This window comes from Enterobacter sp. BRE11 (assembly GCF_031844285.1).
In the GTDB taxonomy this organism is placed as follows: domain Bacteria; phylum Pseudomonadota; class Gammaproteobacteria; order Enterobacterales; family Enterobacteriaceae; genus Pantoea.
In genome coordinates this window covers 99,222-125,103 of sequence record NZ_JAUZUX010000011.1, presented here as the reverse complement: position 1 = coordinate 125,103, position 25,882 = coordinate 99,222, and the positions used below count along the sequence as shown (strand labels likewise).

Annotated in this window: 21 protein-coding genes; 8 read left to right on the top strand and 13 right to left on the bottom strand. The window is 57.1% G+C overall.

The window, feature by feature from the left end; genetic code table 11:
• Positions 1 to 798 precede the first annotated feature (798 nt).
• Positions 799 to 3,141 carry an aerobic respiration two-component sensor histidine kinase ArcB gene (gene arcB / locus Q9R34_RS13545; protein WP_485894351.1) on the bottom strand — a complete coding sequence of 781 codons (2,343 nt, stop codon included), beginning with the start codon at positions 3,139 to 3,141 and terminating at the stop codon, positions 799 to 801.
• A gap of 848 nt (positions 3,142 to 3,989) precedes the next feature.
• Here arcB and gltB point away from each other — a divergent pair.
• Both gltB and Q9R34_RS13535 read left to right on the top strand, forming a co-directional pair.
• Positions 3,990 to 8,459 carry a glutamate synthase large subunit gene (gltB, locus tag Q9R34_RS13540; protein ID WP_485894434.1) on the top strand — a complete coding sequence of 1,490 codons (4,470 nt, stop codon included), beginning with the start codon at positions 3,990 to 3,992 and terminating at the stop codon, positions 8,457 to 8,459.
• A gap of 54 nt (positions 8,460 to 8,513) precedes the next feature.
• Positions 8,514 to 9,932 (top strand): glutamate synthase small subunit, encoded by a 1,419-nt coding sequence (locus Q9R34_RS13535; protein ID WP_485894349.1) that lies wholly within the window; start codon positions 8,514 to 8,516, stop codon positions 9,930 to 9,932.
• Between the two features lie 51 nt (positions 9,933 to 9,983).
• Here the strand turns inward: Q9R34_RS13535 and sspB are convergent, their stop codons facing one another.
• From sspB to zapE, 5 genes are all read right to left on the bottom strand, one after another.
• Positions 9,984 to 10,469 carry a ClpXP protease specificity-enhancing factor gene (gene sspB / locus Q9R34_RS13530; RefSeq protein WP_434124262.1) on the bottom strand — a complete coding sequence of 162 codons (486 nt, stop codon included), beginning with the start codon at positions 10,467 to 10,469 and terminating at the stop codon, positions 9,984 to 9,986.
• 3 nt (positions 10,470 to 10,472) lie between these two features.
• Entirely contained in the window at positions 10,473 to 11,114 is a 642-nt protein-coding gene (gene sspA / locus Q9R34_RS13525) for a stringent starvation protein SspA (RefSeq protein WP_033793297.1), read from the bottom strand.
• Between the two features lie 327 nt (positions 11,115 to 11,441).
• Complete coding sequence (rpsI, locus tag Q9R34_RS13520; protein WP_031375459.1) at positions 11,442 to 11,834, bottom strand: 30S ribosomal protein S9; 393 nt, start codon at positions 11,832 to 11,834, stop codon at positions 11,442 to 11,444.
• Between the two features lie 15 nt (positions 11,835 to 11,849).
• A complete protein-coding gene (gene rplM / locus Q9R34_RS13515; protein ID WP_033793286.1) occupies positions 11,850 to 12,278 on the bottom strand; it encodes a 50S ribosomal protein L13 in 429 nt (142 codons plus the stop codon).
• A 228-nt stretch (positions 12,279 to 12,506) separates the two neighbouring features.
• Positions 12,507 to 13,634 (bottom strand): cell division protein ZapE, encoded by a 1,128-nt coding sequence (gene zapE / locus Q9R34_RS13510; protein ID WP_485894345.1) that lies wholly within the window; start codon positions 13,632 to 13,634, stop codon positions 12,507 to 12,509.
• Positions 13,635 to 13,810: 176 nt separating this feature from the next.
• On the opposite strand from zapE, the gene zapG reads away from it, so the two are divergent.
• The 3 genes from zapG (at position 13,811) to degS (ending at position 16,852) form a co-directional block, all read left to right on the top strand.
• Complete coding sequence (gene zapG, locus Q9R34_RS13505; RefSeq protein ID WP_033749631.1) at positions 13,811 to 14,212, top strand: Z-ring associated protein ZapG; 402 nt, start codon at positions 13,811 to 13,813, stop codon at positions 14,210 to 14,212.
• 109 nt (positions 14,213 to 14,321) lie between these two features.
• Positions 14,322 to 15,692, top strand: a complete 1,371-nt coding sequence (gene degQ / locus Q9R34_RS13500; protein WP_434124259.1) for a serine endoprotease DegQ — start codon at positions 14,322 to 14,324, stop codon at positions 15,690 to 15,692.
• 92 nt (positions 15,693 to 15,784) lie between these two features.
• Positions 15,785 to 16,852 carry an outer membrane-stress sensor serine endopeptidase DegS gene (gene degS, locus Q9R34_RS13495; RefSeq protein ID WP_485894343.1) on the top strand — a complete coding sequence of 356 codons (1,068 nt, stop codon included), beginning with the start codon at positions 15,785 to 15,787 and terminating at the stop codon, positions 16,850 to 16,852.
• 179 nt (positions 16,853 to 17,031) lie between these two features.
• Here degS and epmA read toward each other — a convergent pair whose 3' ends face one another.
• Entirely contained in the window at positions 17,032 to 18,009 is a 978-nt protein-coding gene (gene epmA, locus Q9R34_RS13490) for an elongation factor P--(R)-beta-lysine ligase (RefSeq protein WP_485894341.1), read from the bottom strand.
• 134 nt (positions 18,010 to 18,143) lie between these two features.
• Here epmA and Q9R34_RS13485 point away from each other — a divergent pair, with 134 nt between their 5' ends.
• Entirely contained in the window at positions 18,144 to 18,668 is a 525-nt protein-coding gene (locus tag Q9R34_RS13485; protein WP_485894339.1) for a lipocalin family protein, read from the top strand.
• Positions 18,669 to 18,701: 33 nt separating this feature from the next.
• Here the strand turns inward: Q9R34_RS13485 and Q9R34_RS13480 are convergent, their stop codons facing one another.
• Entirely contained in the window at positions 18,702 to 18,836 is a 135-nt protein-coding gene (locus Q9R34_RS13480; RefSeq protein WP_033749247.1) for an entericidin A/B family lipoprotein, read from the bottom strand.
• A 219-nt stretch (positions 18,837 to 19,055) separates the two neighbouring features.
• Positions 19,056 to 19,622 (bottom strand): elongation factor P, encoded by a 567-nt coding sequence (efp, locus tag Q9R34_RS13475; RefSeq protein ID WP_033793280.1) that lies wholly within the window; start codon positions 19,620 to 19,622, stop codon positions 19,056 to 19,058.
• Between the two features lie 41 nt (positions 19,623 to 19,663).
• On the opposite strand from efp, the gene epmB reads away from it, so the two are divergent.
• The gene (gene epmB, locus Q9R34_RS13470; protein WP_485894336.1) at positions 19,664 to 20,692 is read left to right on the top strand and encodes an EF-P beta-lysylation protein EpmB; all 1,029 of its coding nucleotides are present in this window, start codon (positions 19,664 to 19,666) and stop codon (positions 20,690 to 20,692) included.
• A 71-nt stretch (positions 20,693 to 20,763) separates the two neighbouring features.
• Here the strand turns inward: epmB and Q9R34_RS13465 are convergent, their stop codons facing one another.
• The 4 genes from Q9R34_RS13465 to Q9R34_RS13450 all read right to left on the bottom strand — a co-directional run bounded on the left by Q9R34_RS13465 (position 20,764) and on the right by Q9R34_RS13450 (position 23,998).
• Positions 20,764 to 21,120, bottom strand: a complete 357-nt coding sequence (locus tag Q9R34_RS13465) for a DUF4156 domain-containing protein (RefSeq protein ID WP_485894335.1) — start codon at positions 21,118 to 21,120, stop codon at positions 20,764 to 20,766.
• Between the two features lie 195 nt (positions 21,121 to 21,315).
• Positions 21,316 to 22,965, bottom strand: a complete 1,650-nt coding sequence (groL, locus tag Q9R34_RS13460) for a chaperonin GroEL (protein ID WP_103793737.1) — start codon at positions 22,963 to 22,965, stop codon at positions 21,316 to 21,318.
• 45 nt (positions 22,966 to 23,010) lie between these two features.
• Positions 23,011 to 23,304, bottom strand: coding sequence for a co-chaperone GroES (locus Q9R34_RS13455; protein ID WP_033749242.1), 294 nt, complete (start codon positions 23,302 to 23,304; stop codon positions 23,011 to 23,013).
• A 235-nt stretch (positions 23,305 to 23,539) separates the two neighbouring features.
• On the bottom strand, positions 23,540 to 23,998 hold the full coding sequence (locus Q9R34_RS13450) for an FxsA family protein (protein ID WP_485894332.1): 459 nt from the start codon (positions 23,996 to 23,998) through the stop codon (positions 23,540 to 23,542).
• 351 nt (positions 23,999 to 24,349) lie between these two features.
• Here Q9R34_RS13450 and aspA point away from each other — a divergent pair, with 351 nt between their 5' ends.
• Positions 24,350 to 25,786: an aspartate ammonia-lyase gene (aspA, locus tag Q9R34_RS13445; protein WP_033793295.1), complete on the top strand. Its 1,437-nt coding sequence runs from the start codon at positions 24,350 to 24,352 to the stop codon at positions 25,784 to 25,786.
• The last annotated feature ends 96 nt before the right edge of the window (positions 25,787 to 25,882 follow it).

Here is a 25,882-nt window from a genome sequence, read left to right as displayed (position 1 = left end):
CAAAAGATGCGCGTAAGATAACCGCCACCACGAGATTTTACCGCCAAAATATTAAAACAGATCCAGTGACATCAAGCACTTCCGCAAAAAAGGAATCGGTTCCATACCTGCTGCATGCTTATCCCTTTTTACGCCCTTTACTTAATTATTTGTGATAAGCGCCGCCTTGAATGATTCAACTTTCTAAACTGTGCCAGATTCCGCACTGTTGCGCTTTTCACCAATTGAAGCGAATGGTTACACAATTGACAACCTCATGCCGCGAATTTGATTTCCCGCATACTGGCTCAACCATTAAAACTGACGCGTCAACCGCTGTAATTTGGCAGGACTCAATTCAAAACTGGAACTTTAAGGGCGCGCTTTCCAAAACGTTTTGGATAAGATTATGGTAAGTGCAACTTAAACTTTATATTTCATCAGGTTACCATGATTATGGATGCCAAAAACCGCCTTAAGCCTTTTTCCCTGGCTTAAGGCCATGTTCCGGTGGTTGCGGCTACTGAAAACCGCACAAAAAATGCAACAATTGGTCAAAATGAGCGCAATGCAACGCAGAAATTAATTCCTTACTTGACTGTGTTGCCAAATTAATGTTTTCTGTATTTAAACGCTGCTCAACATCACACATTTTAATGAATCTTTACCTGGTCATTGATGAATTTGCTAAGGTGATGGCAGACGTTAACCGATACCACGCTGCTGCATTTAAACGCCTCCAAGTAGAGCAACAGCGACTTTTTCCCTGGTGTTGGCGCAGTATTCGCGCACCCCGGTCTTCGACTGGGGTCATTTTTTTTAGCCCCCCTGGTTTTCTCTTTCCACCACCCAGTCGCGCAATACCTGAACATCATGGCGCCATTCGCGCTTGAGCTCTTCGACCCATTCTCCTACGTTGTCCCACCATGCCGGCAGCTCCGGGCTTTGAATCTGTTTAGCCACCTGCTGCAGGTGCTGTAGCCCAACCGATCCCGCCGCGCCTTTGATTTTGTGCCCCTCTTCCGCAATACCTTTCTGGTCGCGCGCCATCAAATTTGAATCGAGCACCTCCAGATAGCCAGGCATCATCTGTTCGAACATTGTCAGGCTCTGTGTAATCAGGCTGGGGCCCACTAGTTCAATATATTGTTCCAGCATAGGCACATCCAGCAGCGCGCGCGTCTTGCCATCGATTTCCGGGTGGTCAGCACCCGCCTCTTCGTTCTGATGATCCCAGAACTTTTTGATCATGGCGGTCAGCGCCGGCACGGAGAGCGGTTTGCTCAGCACATCGTCCATACCGGCCTCCAGATACTCTTTTTTGTCTTTGAGCACGTTGGCGGTGAGCGCCACCAGCGGCGGCAGGCTGGCGTCCGGATAGCGCTGATGGATAGCGCGCGAGACGTCGAGACCCGTCATATCCGGTAGCTGGATATCCAGCAGGGCGAGATCAAATTCCAGCGGATCAAACATCTCCAGCGCAGCCTGGCCGGTCATGGCGACCTCGACGCTGCAGCCAAGCTTCTCCAGCACTGAACGCGCCACGATCACGTTCAGTTCGATATCTTCCACCAGCAAAACGTGCAGCGCTGGCAGCGGCATGCTGCTGTCTCTGCTGTCATCCTCTACCTCTTCGGCCACGCGCGGCGCCTTAATCAGTACGGTAAAGCATGAGCCCTGCCCCGGCGCGCTGCGTACGGTAATATCGCCGCCCATCGCCTGCGCCAGACGACGCGATACCGCCAGCCCGATGCCGGTGCCAGTCGCAGGCTTGCCGCCGTGCTGATCTTTTACCTGGTAATACATGGCGAAGATCTTGTCCTGCTCTTCCTGCGGAATGCCCTGCCCCGAGTCTTCAACCTCAAAGCGCAGCGTCTCGTTCGATTCATAGGCGACGCGCACCACAATTTCGCCCTGCTGGGTGAACTTCACTGCGTTGCCGATCAGGTTCCACAGGATCTGACGCAGGCGCGTACCGTCGGCGCAAATCTTGTGCGGCAGCGGCAAATCAGGCGCCATCACGAACTTAAGCCCTTTCGGCTGCGCCAGCAGCCCGGAAAGGTTCTCCAGATCCGCCAGGAAGCCGGTGAAGTCGAGCGGCTGGTTATCCAGCTGCACCTTGCGGCGCTCGATCTTGTCGACCTCAATGACGTCATTGAAGATGTTGCCGAGCGTAATGGCAGAGACGTGAATGGTTTTCAGGTATTTCAGCTGCTCCTGATTGAGATCGGTATCAAGCAAAATGCGGCTCAGGCCGACAATGCCGTTAAGCGGCGTACGCAGCTCGTGGCTGATCGTAGAGATAAAGGTGGTTTTCTCCCGGCTGGCGTTCTCCAGCGCGTCCTGGTAGCGCTTACGCTCGGTAATATCGCGGCCAAAGCCCATCAGGCCGCTGCGTTTGCCGACGCGGTCGTAGTAGGGCACTTTACGAATTTCAAAACAGGCTTTGCGCCCGTCCGGGTACTGCAGCCACTGCTCATAAGTGAGCGATACGTTATGGCGGAAAACTTTTTCATCCGTCTCCAGCACTTTGGTAGCCGCGTCGTCGTCGTAGATATCGCGCGGCGTCAGGCCAATCAGCTGCTTTTCGCTTTTGCCGGTCAGCAGCTCCATAGCGCGGTTACAGCCGGAGAACTGCTTGTCGATATTGCGGTAGAACACCAGATCGGGCGAAGCGTCGAGAAAAGAGCGAAGAAATGAAGATTGCTGTTCCAGTTCGATCTGCGCCTGTTCGCGGCGTGCCATCTCCTCGCGCAGCTTATCCATCACCTGCTCGCGCGCCTGCTCCGCCTTGATACGATCGCTAATTTCCTGATTGAGCTGGGTGATGGTTTCTTTCATTTGCTGATTGAGCTCTAAATCACGGGTGCGCATCTCCTCCAGCTTATCCACCAGCCGCGACAGACGCTGACGGGACTCCTCCAGCTGATCGACCACCACCGAGAGAAAGTAAACCGCCCAGGGTGTAATCAGCAGCCCGAAGAACACCGAACGTACCACGTCGATGCTTTCGACATGGCCGCGCAGCACCATGGTCACCGCCATCTGTACCACCATCGCCAGCACCACCAGCGCCGACGCCAGCAGCAGCGAAAAACGCACCAGTCCCAGCTTAACCATCAAATCAACATAATACTGCGCCAGCAGGCGAATCTGTTTCATACGAACTCCCTGGAAAAGAACAGGTTCATCATAACGTAATTACGCGACTGATGGCGCGGCGAAGCGCCGGAAAACGCGCGTTATGCCCCGTTATGGTGCATCTGACGCCACGATCGCCGACGATGCCTGCGCTGGCGCTAAATCACTTGACTAATTGCACCAACCGAATAATCTGGAGGGCCGCCTGCTTCTCGGCGACTGTGATCCAACCCTCTCTTTTTCTTTATTGACAGCCTCCCGTTGTCCCGGCCCCCTTTTTCCATTTGAATAGAAATTCATTTTAATTGCGTGAATAGTCGCACGCAGCCTGATTAATTTTACTTATGGCGCTGGCTCATTTGCGGCAGAAAGGCTGTTATAAGAAAAACAGATACATGATGTGCGGGAAATCTGCTATTCAGCACATTCTGCTGTCAAAGCACATCAAACCAGCACGCCTAAGGGATATGACCGCTGCATGATAGTGAGACAGTTCACATTTCGGCCGGGCAGACACAGTGGCTGATCACCGCATTTTTCGCATTAAAGACGATAAAATTCATATAGTTAATTGATAACTCCTCGCTAAAAAGACGACCAGGAATGCTATTTGACCTTATTCCGCTTTCCCGATAAGTTGGAAATCCGCTGGAAGCTTTCTGGACGGGTACTCAACTCGTCATATTTATGCAGTAACAGAGATTCCCCCTGTAACAAGACCACGATGCTTGTGACAACGACGCCAAAGGCCAGACAGATGGGGCGACACAGGAGTGCAGCGCACGATGCGCGCCAGCCTGTCGCTTAGCACTTTCTGCGCCCGTAGCCCGACCAAAGGGAATCCACAGAGCCTGGGGAGGTTCACTGAAATGTTGTATGACAAATCCCTTGAAAAGGATAACTGTGGTTTCGGCCTCATCGCCCATATAGAAGGCGAACCTAGCCATAAGGTAGTGCGTACCGCTATCCATGCGCTGGCCCGTATGCAACACCGTGGCGCGATCCTTGCCGACGGCAAGACCGGCGACGGTTGTGGTCTGTTATTACAAAAACCTGACCGCTTCTTCCGCGTCGTTGCGGAAGAGAAAGGCTGGCGCCTGGCGAAAAACTACGCCGTAGGCATGCTGTTCCTCAGCCATGATGAGGAAGAGGCTCAGGCGAGCCGCCGCATTGTGGAAGAGGAAGTGGTCCGTGAAACCCTCTCTGTGGTCGGCTGGCGCGACGTGCCCGTCAATCAGGACGTCCTGGGAGAGATTGCCCTCTCCTCTATGCCGCGCATTCAGCAGCTCTTTATTAACGCCCCGGCCGGCTGGCGTCCGCGCGATATGGAGCGTCGCCTTTATATGGCGCGTCGCCGCGCGGAAAAGCGTATCGAACAAACCGATGATAAAGCGTTCTATATCTGCAGCTTCTCAAACCAGGTCAATATCTATAAAGGCCTGTGTATGCCGGCCGACCTGCCGCGCTTCTATCTCGATCTGGCGGATCTGCGCCTGGAATCGGCTATCTGCCTGTTCCACCAGCGCTTCTCCACCAATACCGTGCCGCGCTGGCCGCTGGCACAGCCGTTCCGCTATATGGCGCACAACGGCGAAATCAATACCATTGCCGGTAACCGGCAGTGGGCGCGCGCGCGCGCCTATAAATTCAATACGCCGCTGATCCCCGACCTGCAGAACGCCGGGCCGTTCGTTAATGAAACCGGCTCCGACTCCAGTTCGATGGACAACATGCTGGAGCTGTTCCTGAACGGCGGCATGGACCTGGTGCGTGCGATGCGCCTGCTGGTGCCGCCCGCCTGGCAGAACAACCCGGATATGGATCCGGAGCTGCGCGCCTTCTTCGACTTCAACTCCATGCATATGGAGCCGTGGGACGGCCCGGCGGGCATCGTCATGTCCGACGGCCGCTACGCCGCCTGTAACCTTGACCGTAACGGCCTGCGCCCGGCGCGCTACGTGATCACCAAGGACAAGCTGATTACCTGCGCCTCCGAAGTTGGCATCTGGGATTACCAGCCGGATGAAGTGGTGGAGAAAGGCCGTGTCGGTCCGGGCGAGCTGATGGTGATCGACACCCGTATCGGTCGCATCCTCCATTCGGCGGAAACCGACAACGATCTGAAGAGTCGCCATCCCTATAAAGAGTGGATGGAGAAAAACGTTAAGCGTCTGGTGCCGTTCGAAGATCTGCCTGACGACCAGGTTGGCAGCCGCGAGCTGAACGATCCGCTGCTGGCGACCTATCAGAAGCAGTTCGGCTACAGCAGCGAAGAGCTCGACACTATTATTCGCGTGCTGGGCGAAAACGGCCAGGAAGCGGTCGGCTCGATGGGCGACGACACGCCGTTTGCCGTGCTCTCCAGTCGCCCGCGCATTATTTATGACTATTTCCGCCAGCAGTTCGCTCAGGTGACCAATCCGCCGATCGATCCGCTGCGTGAAAACCATGTGATGTCGCTGGCGACCAGCATCGGCCGTGAAATGAACGTCTTCTGCGAAGCGGAAGGCCAGGCGCATCGCGTCAGCTTTAAGTCCCCTATCCTGCTGTGGTCAGACTTTAATCAGCTGACCACCATGGAAGGCGAGTACTATCGCGCCGACACGCTCGACTGCACCTTCGACCCGGCGACGCAAACCCTGGAACAGGCGATGCACGTGCTGTGCGATGAGGCTGAACGCATGGTGCGCGACGGCACCGTGCTGCTGGTGCTCTCCGATCGCGCCATCGGCGAAAACCGCCTGCCGGTTCCGGCGCCGATGATCGTCGGCGCGGTGCAGACGCGTCTGGTTGAGAAAAACCTGCGCTGCGACGCCAACATTATTGTTGAAACCGCCAGCGCGCGCGATCCGCACCATTTTGCCGTACTGCTCGGCTTTGGCGCGACGGCTATCTATCCCTATCTGGCCTATGAGTCACTGGCGAAGATGGTTGACAGCAACGTGATCGAAAAAGATTATCGCGCGGTAATGCTGAACTACCGTAACGGCATCAATAAAGGCCTTTACAAGATCATGTCCAAGATGGGCATCTCGACCATCGCCTCCTATCGCTGCTCGAAACTGTTCGAAGCGGTGGGCCTGCATGCCGATGTCTCGCGCCTCTGCTTCCAGGGCGTGGTCAGCCGCATCAACGGCGCCAGCTTCGCCGACTTCCAGCAGGATCTGACCAACCTGGCGAAACGCGCCTGGCTGCAGCGCAAGCCGCTGGACCAGGGCGGCCTGCTGAAGTATGTGCACGGCGGCGAGTATCACGCCTATAACCCGGACGTGGTGGGTACGCTGCAACGCGCGGTAGAAAGCGGCGAATACAGCGACTATCAGGCCTATGCGAAGCTGGTAAACGAGCGCCCAGTGGCAACGCTGCGCGATCTGCTGGCGCTGCAGCCAGGCACTGAATCCGTTCACATTGATGAGGTCGAGCCGGCCAGCGAGCTGTTTAAGCGTTTTGACACCGCGGCGATGTCTATCGGTGCACTCAGCCCAGAGGCGCATGAGGCGCTGGCCGAAGCGATGAACTCGCTCGGCGGCTACTCTAACTCTGGCGAAGGCGGCGAAGATCCGGCGCGCTACGGCACCAACAAAGTTTCGCGTATCAAGCAGGTCGCTTCCGGCCGCTTCGGCGTGACGCCAGCCTATCTGGCCAATGCCGACGTGATTCAGATTAAAGTGGCGCAGGGGGCGAAGCCAGGCGAAGGCGGCCAGCTGCCGGGCGACAAAGTCACGCCGTATATCGCGAAGCTGCGCTACTCCGTGCCGGGCGTCACGCTGATCTCCCCGCCGCCGCATCACGACATCTACTCGATCGAAGATCTGGCGCAGCTGATTTTCGACCTGAAGCAGGTGAATCCTAAAGCGATGATTTCGGTGAAGCTGGTCTCTGAACCAGGCGTCGGCACCATTGCAACCGGCGTGGCAAAAGCCTATGCCGACCTGATTACCATCGCTGGCTATGACGGCGGCACCGGCGCCAGTCCGCTAAGCTCGGTGAAATATGCGGGCTGCCCATGGGAGCTCGGTCTGGTGGAAACCCAGCAGGCGCTGGTCTCCAACGGTCTGCGGCATAAGATCCGTCTGCAGGTCGACGGTGGCCTGAAAACCGGCCTCGACATTATCAAAGCGGCGATCCTCGGCGCGGAAAGCTTCGGCTTCGGCACCGGTCCGATGGTGGCGCTGGGCTGTAAATACCTGCGTATCTGTCACCTGAACAACTGCGCGACCGGCGTAGCGACCCAGGACGACAAGCTGCGTAAGAATCACTATCACGGCCTGCCCTTCAAGGTAACCAACTACTTTGAGTTCATTGCGCGTGAAACCCGCGAGCTGATGGCCAGCCTGGGCGTGAAACGCCTGACTGACCTGATCGGCCGCACCGATCTGCTGAAAGAGCTGGACGGCTTCACCGCCAAACAGCAGAACCTGGATCTCTCGTCGCTGCTGAAAACCGCGACGCCGATGCCGGGCAAAGCGCTGCACTGCACCGAAGGCAGCAACCCGCCTTTCGACAAAGGCGAGCTGAATAAAGCGCTGCACGACCAGGCGATGCCGTTTGTAGAAGCGAGACAGAGCAAGACCTTCTTCTTCGACATTCGCAACACCGACCGCTCCGTCGGCGCGACGCTCTCCGGCGCTATCGCGGCGATCCACGGCGATCAGGGGCTGGCGGCGGATCCGATCCGCGCGCACTTCTCCGGCACCGCCGGTCAGAGCTTCGGCGTATGGAACGCTGGCGGCGTCGAACTGACGCTGACCGGCGACGCCAACGACTACGTCGGCAAGGGAATGGCTGGCGGCATGCTGGCAATCCGTCCGCCGGTCGGCTCGGCGTTCCGCAGCCACGAAGCGACCATTGCGGGCAACACCTGCCTCTACGGCGCGACGGGCGGCAAGCTGTTTGCCGCAGGCCGCGCGGGCGAGCGTTTCGCCGTGCGCAACTCGGGCGCGATTACGGTGGTAGAAGGGATCGGCGACAACGGATGCGAATATATGACCGGCGGCATCGTCTGCGTGCTGGGCCGCACCGGCGTTAACTTCGGCGCCGGCATGACGGGCGGCTTCGCCTACGTGCTGGATGAAGACGGCGAGTTCCGCAAGCGCGTCAACCCGGAGCTGGTGGAAGTGCTCAACGTCGACGAGCTGGCGATCCATGAGGAACACCTGCGCGGCCTGATCACCGAGCATGTACAGCACACCGGCTCCAGCCGCGGCGAAGAGATCCTCGCCAACTGGCCGCTCTGGTCGTCGCGCTTCGCGCTGGTTAAACCGAAGTCCAGCGACGTCAAAGCGTTGCTGGGTCACCGCAGTCGTTCCGCAGCCGAGCTGCGCGTGCAGGCACAGTAATAGTTTGCTCCGTCCGGCGCGGCCCGCCGGACGGGATAGCCGTAAGAGGTTACGATGAGTCAAAACGTATATCAATTTATCGACCTGCAGCGCGTTGACCCGCCAAAGAAGCCGCTGAAAATTCGTAAAATTGAGTTTGTCGAAATTTATGAGCCCTTTTCTGACAGCCAGGTAAAGGCGCAGGCCGATCGCTGTCTCTCGTGCGGCAACCCTTACTGCGAGTGGAAGTGCCCGGTTCATAACTACATTCCTAACTGGCTGAAGCTGGCGAACGAAGGCCGCATTATCGAAGCGGCGGAGCTGTCGCATCAGACCAACAGCCTGCCGGAAGTGTGCGGACGCGTCTGCCCGCAGGATCGTCTGTGCGAAGGCTCTTGCACCCTGAATGATGAGTTTGGTGCGGTCACCATCGGCAATATCGAGCGCTACATCAACGATAAAGCGATGGAGATGGGCTGGCGTCCCGATATGTCGCACGTTAAACCGACCGGCAAGCGCGTGGCGATTATCGGCGCGGGTCCGGCGGGCCTCGCCTGCGCGGACGTGCTGACGCGCAACGGCGTCAAAGCGGTGGTTTACGATCGCCATCCGGAAATCGGCGGCCTGCTGACCTTCGGCATCCCGTCGTTTAAGCTGGAAAAAGAGGTGATGATCAAGCGCCGCGAACTCTTTACCGGGATGGGCATTGAGTTTCAACTGAATACAGAAGTGGGCCGCGACGTGCAGATGAGCGACCTGCTAAACAGCTATGACGCCGTCTTCCTGGGCGTCGGCACCTACCAGTCAATGCGCGGTGGTCTGGAAAACGAAGATGCGCCGGGCGTCTATGACGCGCTGCCGTTCCTGATTGCCAACACGAAGCATACGATGGGCTTTGCGCAGCAGGAGGAACAGCCTTACATCAGTATGGAAGGCAAGCGCGTCGTGGTGCTGGGTGGCGGCGATACCGCGATGGACTGCGTACGTACCTCAATCCGTCAGGGTGCGACGCACGTTACCTGCGCCTACCGCCGTGACGAAGCCAACATGCCGGGCTCGAAGCGCGAGGTGAAAAACGCGCGTGAAGAGGGCGTGGAGTTCCAGTTCAACGTGCAGCCGCTGGGCGTCGAAATCAACGCCAGCGGTCGCGTCAGCGGCGTCAAAGTGGCGCGCACCGAGATGGGCCAGCCGGATGCGGCAGGACGTCGCCGCGCGGAAATCGTGCCGGGCTCCGAGCATGTGCTGCCCGCAGACGCGGTCGTCATGGCATTCGGCTTCCGTCCGCACAAAATGGAGTGGCTGGCCGACTTCAGCGTAGAGCTGGACGGTCAGGGACGCATTATCGCGCCGGAACAGGCTGAAAGCGCCTTCCAGACCAGCAACCCGAAAATCTTCGCCGGCGGCGATGCGGTGCGCGGTTCAGATCTGGTGGTGACAGCGATTGCTGAAGGGCGTAAAGCCGCCGAAGGCATCATGGACTATCTGGAAGTGTAAGGTTCACACAGCAACAAAAAAGCCGGCTATCGCAGCCGGCTTTTTTACAGGTTATTTCACCACCCGCAGCGACGGGCGATTGCCGCGCGGCGGCGGATCGTCATCCGGTGAGGGATCGTCTTCGCTGGCGTCGTCCGGGCGGTCGCCATCGATCACAGACATCACCGGATCGACCGGCGTCTCTTCGACCTCCTGCGCACCCAGCTCGTAGGCGGGTTCTGGCTCAAACATCGTGCCCGCGCCGTTTTCACGCGCGTAGATTGCCAGAATAGCGGCCATCGGCACGGAGACCTGGCGCGGCACGCCGCCGAAACGCGCGTTGAAGCGCACTTCGTCGTTACCGAGTTCCAGGTTGCCGACCGCACGCGGCGCAATATTCAGCACAATCTGTCCATCGCGCGCGTATTCCAGCGGCACCTGAACCCCTTCCAGATTGATGTCGACCACCAGATGCGGCGTAAGCTGGTTGTCGAGCAGCCAGTCATAGAACGCGCGAAGCAGGTAAGGACGGCGGGCTGAGAGTTGCGACATTTCCATAGGTTAGCCCCGGGCTTGCAGGCGCATTTCACGTTCCGCTTCCGTCAGAGAAGCGAGGAAAGAGTCACGCTCAAATACGCGATTCATATAGCCTTTCAGCTCTTTCGATCCAGCGCCAGCCAGATCAATGCCCATTGACGGCAAACGCCACAGCAGCGGCGCCAGGTAGCAGTCCACCAGGCTAAACTCTTCGCTCATAAAGAACGGCGTGCGGGCGAACAGCGGCGCAATCGCCAGCAGCTCTTCGCGCAGCTGTTTGCGTGCGGCTTCCGCTTCCTGGCCGCTGCTTTTTTCGATGATGTGCATCAGGCTATACCAGTCCTGCTCGACGCGGTGCATCATCAGACGGCTTTCGCCGCGCGCAACCGGATAGACCGGCATCAGCGGCGGATGCGGGAAACGCTCGTCCAGATACTCCATGATGATACGGGATTCATACAGCGTCAGTTCGCGATCTACCAGCGTCGGCACAGTGCGATACGGGTTGAGGTCAATCAGATCCTGCGGCAGGTTATCCATTTCGACCTGCTCGATCTCTACACTAACGCCTTTTTCAGCCAGTACGATGCGTACCTGATGGCTGAAAATGTCAGTAGGACCGGAAAACAGCGTCATTACCGAACGTTTGTTGGCAGCGACAGCCATGAAAACCTCCAAGTTTGTTCACAAAAAGTTACTGCGAATAGCCAACCACACGGCGACTCACCTGCTCAATCGTTCGCTCACAGCCCGCGTTAGATCTGTCTTTCCGACATCCTGAGGGTTGACCGACATCACACGCCGACTGATGGGCGCAAAGTGACACAGAGTTTACCAGATTTTGGGCAGCTTGTGGGCGAGGATTCGAGATTTGCGGGGAATTTGCGAGCAGCGTGGGGGTTTTACGCGTTTTTTGACGTGACGGGCCAGGAAATAAAAAACCCGCCGAAGCGGGTTTTTTGTGCCAATCGCAGCAGCCGAAGCCGCAAACAATTAACGCTTGGAGAACTGCGGACGACGGCGTGCTTTACGCAGACCGACTTTCTTACGTTCAACCTGACGTGCGTCACGGGTAACGAAGCCCGCTTTACGCAGTTCAGCACGCAGAGATTCGTCGTACTCCATCAGAGCGCGGGTGATGCCGTGACGGATCGCACCTGCCTGACCAGAAATACCACCACCTTTAACGGTGACGTACAGATCGAATTTACCAACCAGGTCCAGCAGCTCCAGCGGCTGACGAACGACCATGCGGGCAGTTTCGCGACCGAAATACTGCTCCAGAGAACGTTGGTTGATAACGATGTTGCCACTGCCCGGCTTGATAAATACGCGAGCGGTAGAGCTTTTGCGGCGACCAGTGCCGTAGTTTTGAGTTTCAGCCATTGCCTGTAATCCCGATTAAATGTCAAGAACTTGCGGTTGCTGTGCCGCATGGGTGTGCTCGTTGCCCGCGTAAACTTTCAGCTTACGGAACATTGCACGGCCCAGCGGGCCCTTCGGCAGCATGCCTTTAACCGCGATTTCAATCACACGCTCAGGACGGCGAGCAATCATCTCTTCAAAGGTCGCCTGTTTGATACCACCGATGTGGCCAGTGTGGTGATAGTAAATCTTGTCAGTACGCTTGTTGCCAGTAACGGCGACTTTGTCAGCGTTCAGAACGATGATGTAATCACCAGTATCAACGTGCGGAGTGTATTCCGCTTTATGCTTACCACGCAGACGGCGCGCCAGTTCAGTCGCCAGGCGACCCAAGGTTTTGCCAGTTGCGTCAACAACATACCAGTCACGCTGTACGGTTTCTGGTTTAGCTGTAAAAGTTTTCATCGAAAAGCTTACCCAAATTAAGTTACACGTTGGTGAAAACCCAAACGCTTAAGTAAACGGTTGAGGCTCACACGACCATTTTGACCAGCAAGCCCACCCCTTCGGATAGAGTTACCGGAGCACAACGGATTCGGGAAATAAATCCAGTTGCTGTAACGTGGGGTCGCAAGATTATAGAGAAGTCGATTGCAAAAATCGAACCCTATTTGATCTTTTTCTTGCGCGCCCTTAAGGCAGATGCGGCAGCCGCAGATACTCCTCGCTCTGCATCTCCTGCAGGCGCGACAGGCAGCGCTGATACTCAAATTTCAGTCGCGTGCCCTGATAGATTTCGAACAGTGACGTTTCCGCCGCGACCACCAGCTTGACGTGGCGCTCGTAGAACTCATCCACCAGCGCCAGAAAGCGGCGCGCCTGATCTTCGGTTTTATAAATCATTACCGGTACGTCGTAGAGCAGCACGCTGTGGAAACGGCGCGACAGCTCAATATAGTCATGCTGGCTGCGCCCTTCTCCGCACAGCGTCAGGAAGTCGATCGCCAGCACCCCTTCGCTGACGCCCAGCGTCGCCATCTGGCGGTGGTTAATCTCCAGCACCGGCGCATCATCGCGCGCGCTGCCCGCCAGCGCCTTAAACATGCGCTCCATTTCGGCGTGCGTCGCCTCGTTCAGCGGCGAGTTCCACAGATGCGCCGAGGTCAGGGTGCGCAGCCGGTAGTCAATGCCGGCATCGACGTTCATCACGTCGCAGTGCTGTTTAATTTGCTCAATTGCCGGCAGAAAACGCGCGCGCTGCAGGCCGTTGCGGTAAAGATCGTCTGGCGGAATGTTCGAGGTTGCCACCAGCGTAATGCCGCGCGCGAACAGCGCTTCCATCAGGGTGCCGAGCAGCATGGCGTCGGTAATATCTGAGACAAAAAACTCGTCGAAGCAGAGAATGTCAGTTTCGGCTTTAAAGCGGTCGGCGATGATGAGCAGCGGATCGCTCTCTCCCTGCAGCTGGGTTAGCTCTTCATGCACGCGCAGCATAAAGCGATGGAAGTGCAGGCGCAGCTTGCGGTTGCCAGGAATAGACTGAAAAAACAAATCCATGACCCAGGTTTTGCCGCGTCCTACGCCGCCCCACATATAGAGGCCGCGCACCGGCGTCTGCACGTCGGTTTTCTCTTTGCCCATCAGTCGGGAGAGGCGGCCAAATAGTCCTTTGCCGCTGGCGGGCGGTTCGGGCTGACGCGCGAGTAAGGCCCGCTGAACGGCGTCCAGTCGGGTGATGGCATCGCGTTGTACATCATCGGGTTTAAAGTCGCCCTGCGACAGCGCTTGCTCATAGCGCGCAAGCGGAGATGAGGTTTGCATTGGTTCTCTCAGAATCCCTGAAAAGGTCTTATTCACAGATCGGTTGATGAAAAAAAGGCCGCTCTACACTAAGGCATGCCGCCTCAGAGTTCCACATCCATAAGATTAACGGGTATAGTGACTATTATTGAAATGGTGGATGCCCTACAAACAACGGAAATTACATGGGAGTCATTATGACCTGGGAATACGGGTTAATTGGTTTAGTCATTGGCATTATTGTCGGCGCGGTTGCCATGCGTTTCGGTAATAAAAAACTGCGCGAGCAGCGCAGCATGCAGTACGAGCTGGAGAAGTCCAAAGCAGAGCTGGCGGACTACCGCGAAGAGCTGACCAACCACTTCGCGCAGAGCGCCGAGCTGCTGGACAACATGGCGCGCGATTACCGCCAGCTCTATCAGCACATGGCGAAAGGATCGAACGATCTGCTGCCGAACCTGCCGGGCGAGAAAAACCCTTTTGCCTATCAGCTGACCGAAGCGGAAGCGGATAACGATCAGGCACCCGTCCAGATCCCGCGCGACTACTCCGAGGGCGCCTCTGGCCTGCTGCGTGGCGAACGCGCCGCGCGCGACTAGTCTTATTGGGGCGTAATCCGGTTGCGCCCCGCATTTTTGCGAACCCAAACCCTGAATCAGCTGTCACATACGTTTACTCCCCACTTTTCGCAGCGAGAGCGTTCTAGCAATGAAAAAACAAGCACGTCTGTTAAGCGCATTAGCCTTGAGTATCGGAATGAGCCTGGCCGCCACGCCTGCGGCGATGGCGACCTTGCCCGCGCAGATTCAGGGCCAGCCGTTGCCGAGCCTGGCGCCGATGCTGGAAAAAGTGTTGCCGGCGGTGGTCAGCGTCCATGTTGAAGGCACGGAAACCGCCAGCCAGGCGCAGGATATTCCGGAGCCGTTAAAACGCTTCTTCGGCCAGGGGCCTGGCGGCGATCAGGCACAGCCGTTCGAAGGCCTGGGCTCCGGCGTGATTATCGACGCCGCTAAAGGTTATATCCTGACCAATAACCACGTGGTCAACGGTGCGGACAAAATCAGCGTGCAGCTTGGCGACGGCAGCGAATATGACGCAAAGCTGATCGGTCATGACGAACAGACCGATATCGCGCTGATTCAGGTCGAAGGGGCGAAAAACCTGACGCAGGTGAAAATCGCCGACTCCGATCAGCTAAAAGTGGGCGACTTTGCGGTGGCGATCGGCAACCCGTTCGGGCTGGGTCAGACCGCGACCTCCGGCATCATCTCTGCGCTGGGTCGCAGCGGACTAAACCTCGAAGGGCTGGAGAACTTTATCCAGACCGACGCGGCAATTAACCGCGGCAACTCCGGCGGCGCGCTGGTTAATCTCAACGGTGAACTGATCGGCATCAACACTGCGATTCTGGCATCGAGCGGCGGCAATATCGGCATCGGCTTTGCGATTCCGAGCGACATGGCGATGAACCTGGCGCAGCAGCTGATTAAATATGGCGAAGTGAAGCGCGGTCAGCTCGGCATCAAAGGCACCGAGATGACGGCGGATATCGCCAAGGCGTTTAACGTCGATGCACAGCGCGGCGCGTTCGTCTCGGAAGTGCTGCCGCAGTCCGCCGCGCAGAAAGCGGGCATCAAGTCAGGCGATATTATCACCTCGATTAACGACAAGCCGATCACCAGCTTTGCCGAGCTGCGTGTGAAAGTGGGCACGACCGCGCCAGGCGAGAAAGTGAAGCTTGGCCTGTTGCGTGACGGCAAGCCGCTTTCGGTAGAGGTGACGCTGGAGCAAAGCGCACAGTCCACGGCCAGCGCGCAGCTCATGTCCCCTGCGCTGCAGGGCGCGATGCTGAGCGACGGCGCGACCAAAACCGGCGACAAGGGCGTGAAGATCGACAGCATTGAAAAAGGCACCCCGGCTGAGCAGGTCGGTCTGCAGAAAGACGATGTGATTGTCGGCGTTAACCGCACGCGCGTCACCAGCCTGGCTGAAATGCGCAAAGTGCTGGAAGGCAAACCGCCGGTGCTGGCGCTGAACGTGGTGCGCGGCGACGAGTCTATCTACCTGCTGCTGCGTTAATTCCTGCTACAGGCGAACAACACAAGCGCGTGTTTGTTCGCCTTTCTCGTGCTATTCTGCCCTGCGATCTCCCCCTGGCGTAAGTTAACACCATGTTTCCTAAACTTTTGCGTTCAGTGGTGCTGGGCCTGATTGTCGCCGGCATTTTGCTTGCGGCCCTGCCCGCACTGCGTATGGGCGGCACCAGCGCCCTTCTCGACCGTGACGACAGCGAAGACCAGACGCCTTTCAGCTTTAACGCCGGCGTCCGCCGCGCCGTGCCTGCGGTGGTCAACGTCTACAACCGTAGCGCCCACGGCGGCAATAATAATCGCGGCATCACTACGCTCGGTTCCGGCGTGATCATGAACGCCAAAGGTTATATCCTGACCAACAAGCATGTGATTAATAACGCCGATCAGATTATCGTGGCGCTGCAGGATGGGCGCTTTTTTGAGGCCAATCTGGTCGGCTCCGACGTCATGACCGATCTGGCGGTGCTGAAAATTACCGCGTCCAGCCTGCCAGTGATCCCAATTAACCCGCACCGCGTGCCGCATATCGGTGACGTGGTGATGGCTATCGGCAACCCTTATAACCTCGGACAAACCGTTACGCAGGGCATTATCAGCGCCACGGGCCGCGTCGGCCTGAGTTCATCAGGACGCCAGAACTTCCTGCAGACCGACGCCTCAATCAACCAGGGTAACTCGGGCGGCGCGCTGATTAACTCGCTGGGCGAGCTGATGGGCATCAATACCCTGACCTTTGATAAAAGCAATGACGGCGAAACGCCGGAAGGCATTGGCTTCGCCATCCCGACCGCGCTGGCGAGCAAGATTATGGATAAGCTGATCCGCGACGGCCGCGTTATCCGCGGCTATATCGGCATTACCGGACGCGAGCTGCCTGCGCTGCACAACCAGGGCAGCGGCATCGATCACGTGCAGGGCATTATCGTCAGCGTGGTGACGCCGGACGGACCGGCGGAAAAAGCGGGCATCCAGGTCAACGACGTGCTGCTGAGCGTGAACGGCAAGCCAGCCCTCTCCGCGCAGGAGACGATGGATCAGGTGGCGGAGATTCGCCCAGGCTCAGTGATTAAAGTCGAAGTGCTGCGCAACGATCGGAAGCTGACGCTGCCGGTGACCATTCAGGAGTTTCCCGACAGCGGGAATTAACCGAACGTCTTTCCGGCCGCACCGGCATTAAAACGCGGGTAGCGGGAACCGAAGAGCAAAGCGTCCCGCGACAGGGATGTCGCGGGCCGAGCGCGCATGGATGCCTTGAGCGACTTTGCGATCGGTTCCCGCTACTCGCGTAATCGCCCTACCCAGAAGAAAGCGTCCCGCTATCTTGTTTAGCTGCGATCTACCGGAAAGGCGATAACCTCGCTCAGCGAATCCGCCTTCAACGCCAGCATAATCAAACGATCCACCCCCAGCGCCACGCCGGAACATGCGGGCATGCCGTGCGTCAGCGCATCCAGCAGGTAAGTGTCGACCGGATGCTGCGGCAGTCCGCGCGCCGCGCGCCGCCGGTTATCCTGCTCGAAGCGCTGACGCTGCTCGCGGCTGTCGGTCAGCTCGCGGAAGCCGTTCGCCAGCTCAACGCCTTTATAGTAGACCTCGAAACGCTCCGCGACGCGGTGATCCTCGGTGCTGATTTCGGCCAGCGCCGCCTGGCTGGCAGGAAAATGATAAACGAAGGCTGGCTTATCGATGCCGATCTTCGGCTCCACGCCCAGCATAAACAGCAGCATCAGCAGGGTATCGCGATCCTCTTCGCGGTTCGCCAGCTCGCCCTCGCCCAGCTTCTCCGCCGCTTCGCGCAGCTGCGCTTTATCGGCCGATAGCGGGTCGAGATCGAGATAGCGAATAAATGCCTGCTGGTAGGAGAGCGACTCCGCGCTGTCGCACTCCAGCACCTGCTGCAGCAAATCGTCTACCTCGTTCATCAGGCGATACATATCGTAATGCGGGCGATACCACTCCAGCATGGTGAATTCAGGATTATGGTGGCGCCCCGCCTCTTCGTTGCGAAAACAGCGGCTCATCTGATAGATGGGCCCGCTGCCTGCCGCCAGCAGACGCTTCATATGATATTCCGGGCTGGTCATCAGCCAGAGATCGCGTCCCTGCGTCGCGCCGGGACCGACAAAGCGCGTCTGAAAGGGCACCAGATGGATATCGGTGACGGTCGCCTGGCTCATCGCTGGCGTATCGACCTCAAGGACGCCGCGATCGGCAAAGAAACGTCGAATTTCCGCGAGAATAGCGGCACGTTTCAACAAATTGGCAATGGGTGCGCTCGGCTGCCAGCTTGCCGTTTCGCTCATGGTGATGACTCCTTATACAAATAAGGGGTGGAAGTCTACCTGCATTGTTTCCGGCAGACAATCAGCCGTCCTGAGCCAGAGAAAAATCGCAGCGGCAACTATACTTACTCTGTTCAACCACAAAGGAATCGCTTATGTCCCCATGGAAAACCTTCATCGCAGGCCTGGGCTCAATGCTGTCAGTAGCCTGCTCTACCACGCCGCCGAAAAACGTTACCGTCGTCGAAGGGTTCGACAGCCAGCGCTATCTTGGCACCTGGTATGAGATCGCGCGACTCGATCACCGCTTCGAGCGCGGACTGGAACAGGTCACGGCGACCTACAGCCCGCGCGACGACGGCGGCCTTAAGGTGATCAACCGCGGCTACAAACCGCAGAAGCAGAAATGGCAGGAGAGCGTAGGCAAGGCGTACTTTACCGGCGACCCGCAGCGCGCCGCGCTAAAAGTCTCTTTCTTCGGCCCCTTCTACGGCGGCTATAACGTTATCGCGCTGGACAAAGATTACCGCTATGCGCTGGTGTGCGGTCCGAATCGTCACTATTTATGGATTCTCTCGCGCACGCCGCAGCTGCATGAGGGCGTGAAGCAGAAGCTGGTGGAACAGGCGCGGCAGGCCGGTTTCCCGGTCGAGGATCTGATTTGGGTTAAGCAGAAATAACCGGTACGACAGGATCGTACCGGCTTGAAGATATTACTGCGCGGTACGCTGAATAGCCTGGCCGCCCGCTTCTACGTCTTCGCCGACACCACGCGTGGTATTACAGGCGGACAGCAGAGAAGAGAGCACCAGCACTGAGAAAATCGCAACAATACTTTTCTTTAACATGGCAATATCCTTTTTGTGGTTGCAGTCAAGTACAGCGCTTTAAGCATAGCCCGCTTATGGCTAAACGTACTGAAGCACACCGAAAAAAGGTTATTGGGCGGAACGCTTTGCCGCGCACGGAGTGGCGCCGCAGGGTGGATATCATCTTCGTCGCGGCCATGAAAAGTCTTGCAGGCGCGCTGAGATGAAAAAGGCGCATCTCAGGATGCGCCTTCGCACTTATTTTACGCGTGAAACGTATTCGCCAGAGCGGGTGTCCACTTTAACCACTTCGCCAATCTGAACGAACAGCGGCACTTTAACCACGGCGCCGGTCGCCAGTTTAGCAGGCTTGCCGCCGGTACCAGCGGTATCGCCCTTCAGGCCCGGGTCGGTCTCAATCACTTCCGCTTCGATAAAGTTCGGCGCCTGAACGGCGATGGCTTTGTTGTTCCACAGAGTAACGATACACTCTGCGTTGTCCTGCAGCCACTTCTGCACGTCTTCCAGCACTTTCGACTCAACCTGGTACTGTTCGAAGGTTTCCGGATGCATAAAGTAGAAGAAGTCGCCGTCGTTGTAAGAGTACTGCAGCGTCATATCAATAACGTCCGCGCCTTCAGCCGAATCGGTAGACTTGAAGGTTTTCTCAACGCGCGTGCCGGTCAGCAGACGACGCATTTTAACGCGTGCGAATGCCTGGCCTTTACCTGGCTTAACAAACTCGCTGGATTCGATGGCGTAAGGTTCGCCTTCGAACATGATTTTAAGACCGGAACGAAAATCGTTGCTAAGATAAGTCGCCATAAAGGCCCTCTGTAAATATTGAACTGGTAATAGCCAAAAAAATGGCACACATTGTAACCCTAAAAACCCCTTCCAGAGAAGATTGGTTGCAGCAACTTGCTGATGTTGTCACCGAACCTGATGAATTACTGCGACTTTTAGGCCTTGAACACCATGCGGAACTGGCCGCTGGTCGCGATGCCCGTCAGCTTTTCGCGCTGCGCGTGCCACGCGCCTTTATCGCGCGCATGACGCCTGGGGATGCGCAGGATCCTCTGCTGCTGCAGGTGCTTACTCAGCGCGAGGAGTTTGTCCAGGCTCCTGGCTACAGCGCCGACCCGCTCGACGAGCAGAGCAGCGTCGTGCCGGGCTTATTGCATAAATACAGAAATCGCGCGCTCCTGCTGGTCAAAGGCGGCTGTGCGGTTAACTGCCGCTACTGCTTCCGCCGACACTTTCCCTATCAGGATAACCCTGGCAATAAGCGCAGCTGGCAAACGGCTATCGACTATATCGCCGCCCATCCTGAACTGGACGAAATCATCTTCTCCGGCGGCGATCCGCTCATGGCGAAAGATCATGAACTGGCGTGGCTGATTGAGGCGCTGGCGCAGATCCCCCACCTCAAACGACTGCGTATCCACAGCCGCCTGCCGGTGGTGATTCCGGCGCGCATTACGGACGGGCTGTGTCGGATGCTGGCGGAAACGCGCCTGCAGGTATTGATGGTGACCCATATCAACCATGCGCAGGAGATCGACGCCTCGCTGGTCGCCGCGATGCAGCAGCTGAAGCGGGCCGGCGTAACCCTGCTTAACCAGAGCGTGCTGCTGCGCGGCGTCAACAACGACGCTCAGGCGCTCGCCAGACTCAGCAACGCGCTGTTCGATGCGGGCATTCTGCCCTACTACCTGCACGTTCTGGATAAGGTGCAGGGCGCAGCGCACTTTTACGTTTCCGATGAAGAGGCGCGCGCGCTGGTACGCGCGCTGCTGACGCAGGTGTCCGGCTATATGGTGCCGAAGCTGGCGCGAGAAATTGGCGGCGAGCCGAGCAAAACGCCACTCGACCTGCAGCTGCGTCAGGAATAGCGGCCAACCTCTCGCCCCAAAAACTAACGGCCGGCAAAAACCGGCCGTTGTCTACCGCATGGCAAACTCGATTAAGCTTTTGCCGGGCACTTATAAACCTGCCCGTTCATTTTGCTGTCCAGAGGCGCGAAAGCGGACCACATGTTTTGCGTCGGGCTGGTGGCACCGTAAATCACATTGCCGCCCATTTCCGCCGCGCGGTTGCGCAGATCGTTGGCTGCGCCGCGCAGCGAGCTGCCCTCGCCGCCGGAACCGCTTAGCCAGTTACTCTGTGAACCGGTGACATTACCCAGAAGCTGACAGTCGCTGCCCGGTTGTTGATCGGTGAAGGTGACACGTTCGCCGCCAGCGCTCAGCTGATGAGAGCTGCTACATCCCGCCAGCAACAAGGTACCGACCGCCAGTCCGAGCAAGAGGTTAATCCGCATTGTAATCCCCATTTATTATCATCAGTATCGGGCGGCAGCGTAGCAGAAAAGTATCTCTTTTTTCTGAACATTCATTGCCCTGAGCCCGCAAAGCCGAAGGTTTGCGCCCTTACTTATACCCTTTTCATCTGCAAAAGAAAAACCCCCGACCGTTTCCGATCGGGGGTTTTTCAGAGAGCAAAAGCGTCAGGGCAATTACATCATGCCGCCCATACCGCCCATGCCACCCATGCCGCCTGCGCCAGCACCTAAATCAGGCGCGTCGCTTTTCGGCAGGTCGGTCACCATGCACTCGGTGGTGATCATCAGACCAGCAACAGAGGCCGCGTACTGCAGCGCAGAACGGGTCACTTTGGTTGGGTCCAGGATACCGAAGTCAATCATGTTGCCGTATTCTTCAGTCTGCGCGTTGTAACCGTAGTTGCCGTCGCCCGCTTTCACGTTGTTAGCGACAACAGACGGCTCTTCGCCGGCGTTAGAAACGATCTGACGCAGCGGCGCTTCCATTGCGCGCAGCGCAACTTTAATACCGACGTTCTGATCTTCGTTCTGACCACGCAGATCGGCCAGCTGTGCTGCAACGCGAACCAGCGCTACGCCGCCGCCTGCTACCACGCCTTCTTCTACCGCAGCACGGGTGGCGTGCAGGGCATCTTCAACGCGGGCTTTCTTCTCTTTCATTTCAACTTCAGTGGCTGCGCCGACTTTCAGAACGGCGACGCCGCCTGCCAGTTTCGCTACGCGCTCCTGCAGTTTTTCTTTGTCGTAGTCAGAGGTCGCTTCTTCGATCTGCTGACGAATCTGGGTTACGCGGCCCTGAATCGTCGCCTCTTCACCCACACCGTCGATGATGGTGGTGGTGTCTTTGTTGATAACAACGCGTTTTGCCTGGCCCAGATCTTCCAGCGCCGCTTTTTCCAGCTCCATACCGATCTCTTCAGAGATAACGGTACCGCCAGTCAGGATAGCGATATCCTGCAGCATCGCTTTACGACGGTCGCCGAAGCCCGGCGCTTTCACCGCAGCTACTTTCACGATGCCGCGCATGGTGTTGACCACCAGCGTTGCCAGTGCTTCGCCTTCAACATCTTCAGCGACGATCAGCAGCGGTTTGCCAGCTTTAGCAACGGCTTCCAGCACCGGCAGCATTTCGCGGATGTTGGAGATTTTCTTGTCAGCCAGCAGGATGAACGGTGATTCCAGTTCAACTGCGCCGGTTTCCGGCTTGTTGATGAAGTACGGAGAGAGGTAGCCGCGGTCAAACTGCATACCTTCAACCACGTCCAGCTCGTCCTGCAGACCGGTGCCTTCTTCAACGGTGATCACGCCTTCTTTACCCACTTTTTCCATCGCCTGGGCGATCAGGGTGCCGACGCTCTCATCGGAGTTAGCGGAAATGGTGCCGACCTGAGCGATAGCTTTAGAGTCTGAGCAAGGCACAGACAGCGCTTTCAGCTGCTCAACCGCGGCGACAACGGCCTGGTCGATACCGCGCTTCAGATCCATCGGGTTCATACCCGCAGCCACGGCTTTCAGGCCTTCGGTGATGATTGACTGAGCCAGTACGGTTGCAGTGGTGGTACCGTCGCCTGCTGCGTCGTTCGCTTTAGAGGCAACTTCTTTCACCATCTGCGCGCCCATGTTTTCGAACTTGTCTTCCAGTTCGATCTCACGCGCTACGGACACGCCATCTTTAGTGATGGTCGGTGCACCAAAAGATTTATCCAGAACCACGTTACGGCCTTTCGGGCCCAGGGTAACTTTTACTGCATCTGCCAGTACGTTCACGCCGCGCAGCATTTTTACGCGAGCGTCATTACCGAATTTTACGTCTTTAGCTGCCATTTCAATTGTCCCTTAAATTCGTTTCGTTCAGTGAGTTCCGCGTAATTACGCTTCAACAATCGCCAGAATGTCGCTTTCAGAGATGATCAGCACTTCTTCGTTGTCGATCTTTTCGGTTTTCGCGCCGTAGCCTTCGCTAAAGATCACCAGATCGCCAACTTTAACGTCCAGCGGCTTCACTTCACCATTTTCCAGGATGCGACCATTGCCCACGGCCAGAACTTCGCCACGGGTTGATTTGCCTGCTGCAGAGCCGGTCAGAACGATGCCGCCAGCAGATTTAGCTTCAACTTCTTTACGCTTGACGATAACGCGATCGTGCAACGGACGAATTTTCATTAGATAGCTCTCCTTTGAGAAGTCCAATCATTCAGTTTTTGGGTTGAACGCCGGGCTGCAGGGCTTCCGGCCTCGTGGTGCAAGAGATAGGGGCGGCTAAAATGGCTTTCAAGGGCACCAGGACAATTTTTTTACCTGACGATGACAACTGCCCATTTTTTGCGCGAAGGGCCGCTTCACCCCTGGCCCATAAAAAAAGCGCGACCCTCAGGTCACGCTTTTTTCTGCGCCGCGCTTAACGATTCCGGCGATCGTCATGGCCGATGCGATCGCTATCCTTGCGTTCATACTCGCCGTCTACGGTAAATCCGCTGTCCGGGCCAGCGCCTGGCCCGCGCCAGACGCGCAGGTGCGGCATCAGCTTCAGGGTCAGGTGTTTTTGCACCGGCGGCAGCAGCAGCAGCAGGCCGAGGAAGTCGGTAAAGAAGCCAGGCAGCAGCAGCAGAAAACCCGCGATGATCAGCGATACGCTTTTAATCATCTCTTCAGCTGGGCTCTCGTTACGCGCCAGCTTCTCCTGCATCAGCATAAAGTTTTTCATGCCCTGGTTTTTCACCAGCGACACGCCGATCGCCGAGGTGAAGATCACCAGCAGCATGGTCAGCAATACGCCCAGCGCGTGTGCCACCTGAATAAACAGGGTGATCTCAATCCAGGCGAGCGCAAAAATAATGATTAACGGTAACCAGCGCACCGTATTCTCCTTTTAGTCGGGCTGCTCTGCGTCAGGCAGGCAGGCAGCGGAAAATGCCCTATCAGATGGCATAGCCATGAGATGGGCCTGCCGCAACGCTAATTCAACCGCTGTTTTCAAATATTTACAGTGGAGTTAAATTTGTGCGTCATCTCACATATCGCGGTTATTGCAGCGATAATTGATGCAGGGACACGTAACCAGGCTCGCGCTTTAGCCCGGCGACAGCATATGATCGTGCGCGCCGGGGACGAGGCGGATACACTGTCGGCTCCGGCTTTCCACGACAAATTAACACATCACCTGTGATGGATGGCGCCAGCGCAAGCGGCCAATAACAAGAAGGTTATCATGGCGAACAACATTCGTATCGAAGAAGACCTGCTAGGCATGCGTGAAGTCCCCGCCGATGCCTACTACGGCGTTCATACTCTGCGTGCGATTGAAAATTTCCGTATCAGCAACAGTAAAATCAGCGATATCCCCGAATTCGTCCGCGGTATGGTAATGGTGAAAAAAGCCGCCGCGCTCGCCAATAAAGAGCTGCAAACCATTCCGCGCAATATCGCCAACACCATAATTCAGGCCTGCGACGAGGTGCTGAACAACGGCAAATGCATGGATCAGTTTCCGGTCGACGTCTATCAGGGCGGCGCGGGCACCTCGGTCAATATGAACACCAACGAAGTGCTGGCCAATATTGGGCTGGAGCTGATGGGCCATCAAAAAGGCGAATACCAGTTCCTCAACCCGAACGATCACGTCAATAAATGCCAGTCCACCAACGACGCCTATCCCACCGGCTTTCGCATTGCGGTCTACAGCTCAATCCTGAAGCTGCTGGACGCGATCAAAGAGCTGGGCGAAGGCTTTGAGCGCAAGGCGGCCGAGTTTGAGACCATTCTCAAGATGGGCCGCACCCAGCTGCAGGACGCGGTGCCGATGACGCTCGGCCAGGAGTTCCATGCGTTTCACGTGCTGCTGAACGAAGAGACGCGCAGCATTCTGCGCACCGCCGAGCTGCTGCTGGAGGTGAATCTGGGCGCCACGGCGATCGGCACGCGCCTCAACACGCCGGACGGCTATCAGCAGCTGGCGGTTCAGCGTCTCGCCGAGGTGAGCAACCTGCCGGTGGTACCAGCGGAAGATCTGATCGAAGCGACCTCCGACTGCGGCGCCTACGTGATGGTGCACTCGTCGCTGAAGCGTCTGGCGGTCAAGCTGTCGAAAATCTGCAATGACCTGCGCCTGCTCTCTTCCGGCCCGCGCGCGGGCCTCAACGAGATCAATCTGCCGGAACTGCAGGCAGGCTCTTCAATTATGCCTGCCAAGGTCAATCCGGTGGTGCCGGAAGTGGTGAACCAGGTCTGCTTCAAGGTGATTGGCAACGACACCACCTTAACCATGGCGGCGGAGGCGGGTCAGCTGCAGCTCAACGTGATGGAGCCGGTGATCGGCCAGGCGCTGTTCGAGTCGATCAGCATCCTGACCAACGCCTGCTACAACCTGCTGGAAAAATGCGTTAACGGCATCACCGCCAATAAAGCGGTGTGCGAAGCCTATGTCTTCAACTCTATCGGCATCGTCACCTACCTTAACCCGTACATTGGCCATCACAACGGCGACATCGTCGGCAAGATTTGCGCGGAGACCGGTAAAAGCGTGCGCGAGGTGGTGCTGGAGCGCGGCCTGCTGACCGAAAGCGAGCTGGACGATATCTTCTCGGTGCAGAACCTGATGTACCCGGTCTATAAGGCGCGTCGCTACACCGACGAAAACGAACAGTAGGTCAATTTTCACAATGATAAAAAAGGCGCGCTGCGATCAACACGGCGCGCCTTTTTATTTGGTACATAACCGGCTCTTTTTCTCACTCTTATGAGG

What these genes read in the sequence shown, in the direction of transcription:
- arcB (WP_485894351.1), bottom strand. Translation starts at nt 3,141, where the DNA reads ATGAAACAGATTCGCCTGCTGGCGCAGTATTATGTTGATTTGATGGTT.
- gltB (WP_485894434.1), top strand. Translation starts at nt 3,990, where the DNA reads ATGTTGTATGACAAATCCCTTGAAAAGGATAACTGTGGTTTCGGCCTC.
- Q9R34_RS13535 (WP_485894349.1), top strand. Translation starts at nt 8,514, where the DNA reads ATGAGTCAAAACGTATATCAATTTATCGACCTGCAGCGCGTTGACCCG.
- sspB (WP_434124262.1), bottom strand. Translation starts at nt 10,469, where the DNA reads ATGGAAATGTCGCAACTCTCAGCCCGCCGTCCTTACCTGCTTCGCGCG.
- sspA (WP_033793297.1), bottom strand. Translation starts at nt 11,114, where the DNA reads ATGGCTGTCGCTGCCAACAAACGTTCGGTAATGACGCTGTTTTCCGGT.
- rpsI (WP_031375459.1), bottom strand. Translation starts at nt 11,834, where the DNA reads ATGGCTGAAACTCAAAACTACGGCACTGGTCGCCGCAAAAGCTCTACC.
- rplM (WP_033793286.1), bottom strand. Translation starts at nt 12,278, where the DNA reads ATGAAAACTTTTACAGCTAAACCAGAAACCGTACAGCGTGACTGGTAT.
- zapE (WP_485894345.1), bottom strand. Translation starts at nt 13,634, where the DNA reads ATGCAAACCTCATCTCCGCTTGCGCGCTATGAGCAAGCGCTGTCGCAG.
- zapG (WP_033749631.1), top strand. Translation starts at nt 13,811, where the DNA reads ATGACCTGGGAATACGGGTTAATTGGTTTAGTCATTGGCATTATTGTC.
- degQ (WP_434124259.1), top strand. Translation starts at nt 14,322, where the DNA reads ATGAAAAAACAAGCACGTCTGTTAAGCGCATTAGCCTTGAGTATCGGA.
- degS (WP_485894343.1), top strand. Translation starts at nt 15,785, where the DNA reads ATGTTTCCTAAACTTTTGCGTTCAGTGGTGCTGGGCCTGATTGTCGCC.
- epmA (WP_485894341.1), bottom strand. Translation starts at nt 18,009, where the DNA reads ATGAGCGAAACGGCAAGCTGGCAGCCGAGCGCACCCATTGCCAATTTG.
- Q9R34_RS13485 (WP_485894339.1), top strand. Translation starts at nt 18,144, where the DNA reads ATGTCCCCATGGAAAACCTTCATCGCAGGCCTGGGCTCAATGCTGTCA.
- Q9R34_RS13480 (WP_033749247.1), bottom strand. Translation starts at nt 18,836, where the DNA reads ATGTTAAAGAAAAGTATTGTTGCGATTTTCTCAGTGCTGGTGCTCTCT.
- efp (WP_033793280.1), bottom strand. Translation starts at nt 19,622, where the DNA reads ATGGCGACTTATCTTAGCAACGATTTTCGTTCCGGTCTTAAAATCATG.
- epmB (WP_485894336.1), top strand. Translation starts at nt 19,664, where the DNA reads ATGGCACACATTGTAACCCTAAAAACCCCTTCCAGAGAAGATTGGTTG.
- Q9R34_RS13465 (WP_485894335.1), bottom strand. Translation starts at nt 21,120, where the DNA reads ATGCGGATTAACCTCTTGCTCGGACTGGCGGTCGGTACCTTGTTGCTG.
- groL (WP_103793737.1), bottom strand. Translation starts at nt 22,965, where the DNA reads ATGGCAGCTAAAGACGTAAAATTCGGTAATGACGCTCGCGTAAAAATG.
- Q9R34_RS13455 (WP_033749242.1), bottom strand. Translation starts at nt 23,304, where the DNA reads ATGAAAATTCGTCCGTTGCACGATCGCGTTATCGTCAAGCGTAAAGAA.
- aspA (WP_033793295.1), top strand. Translation starts at nt 24,350, where the DNA reads ATGGCGAACAACATTCGTATCGAAGAAGACCTGCTAGGCATGCGTGAA.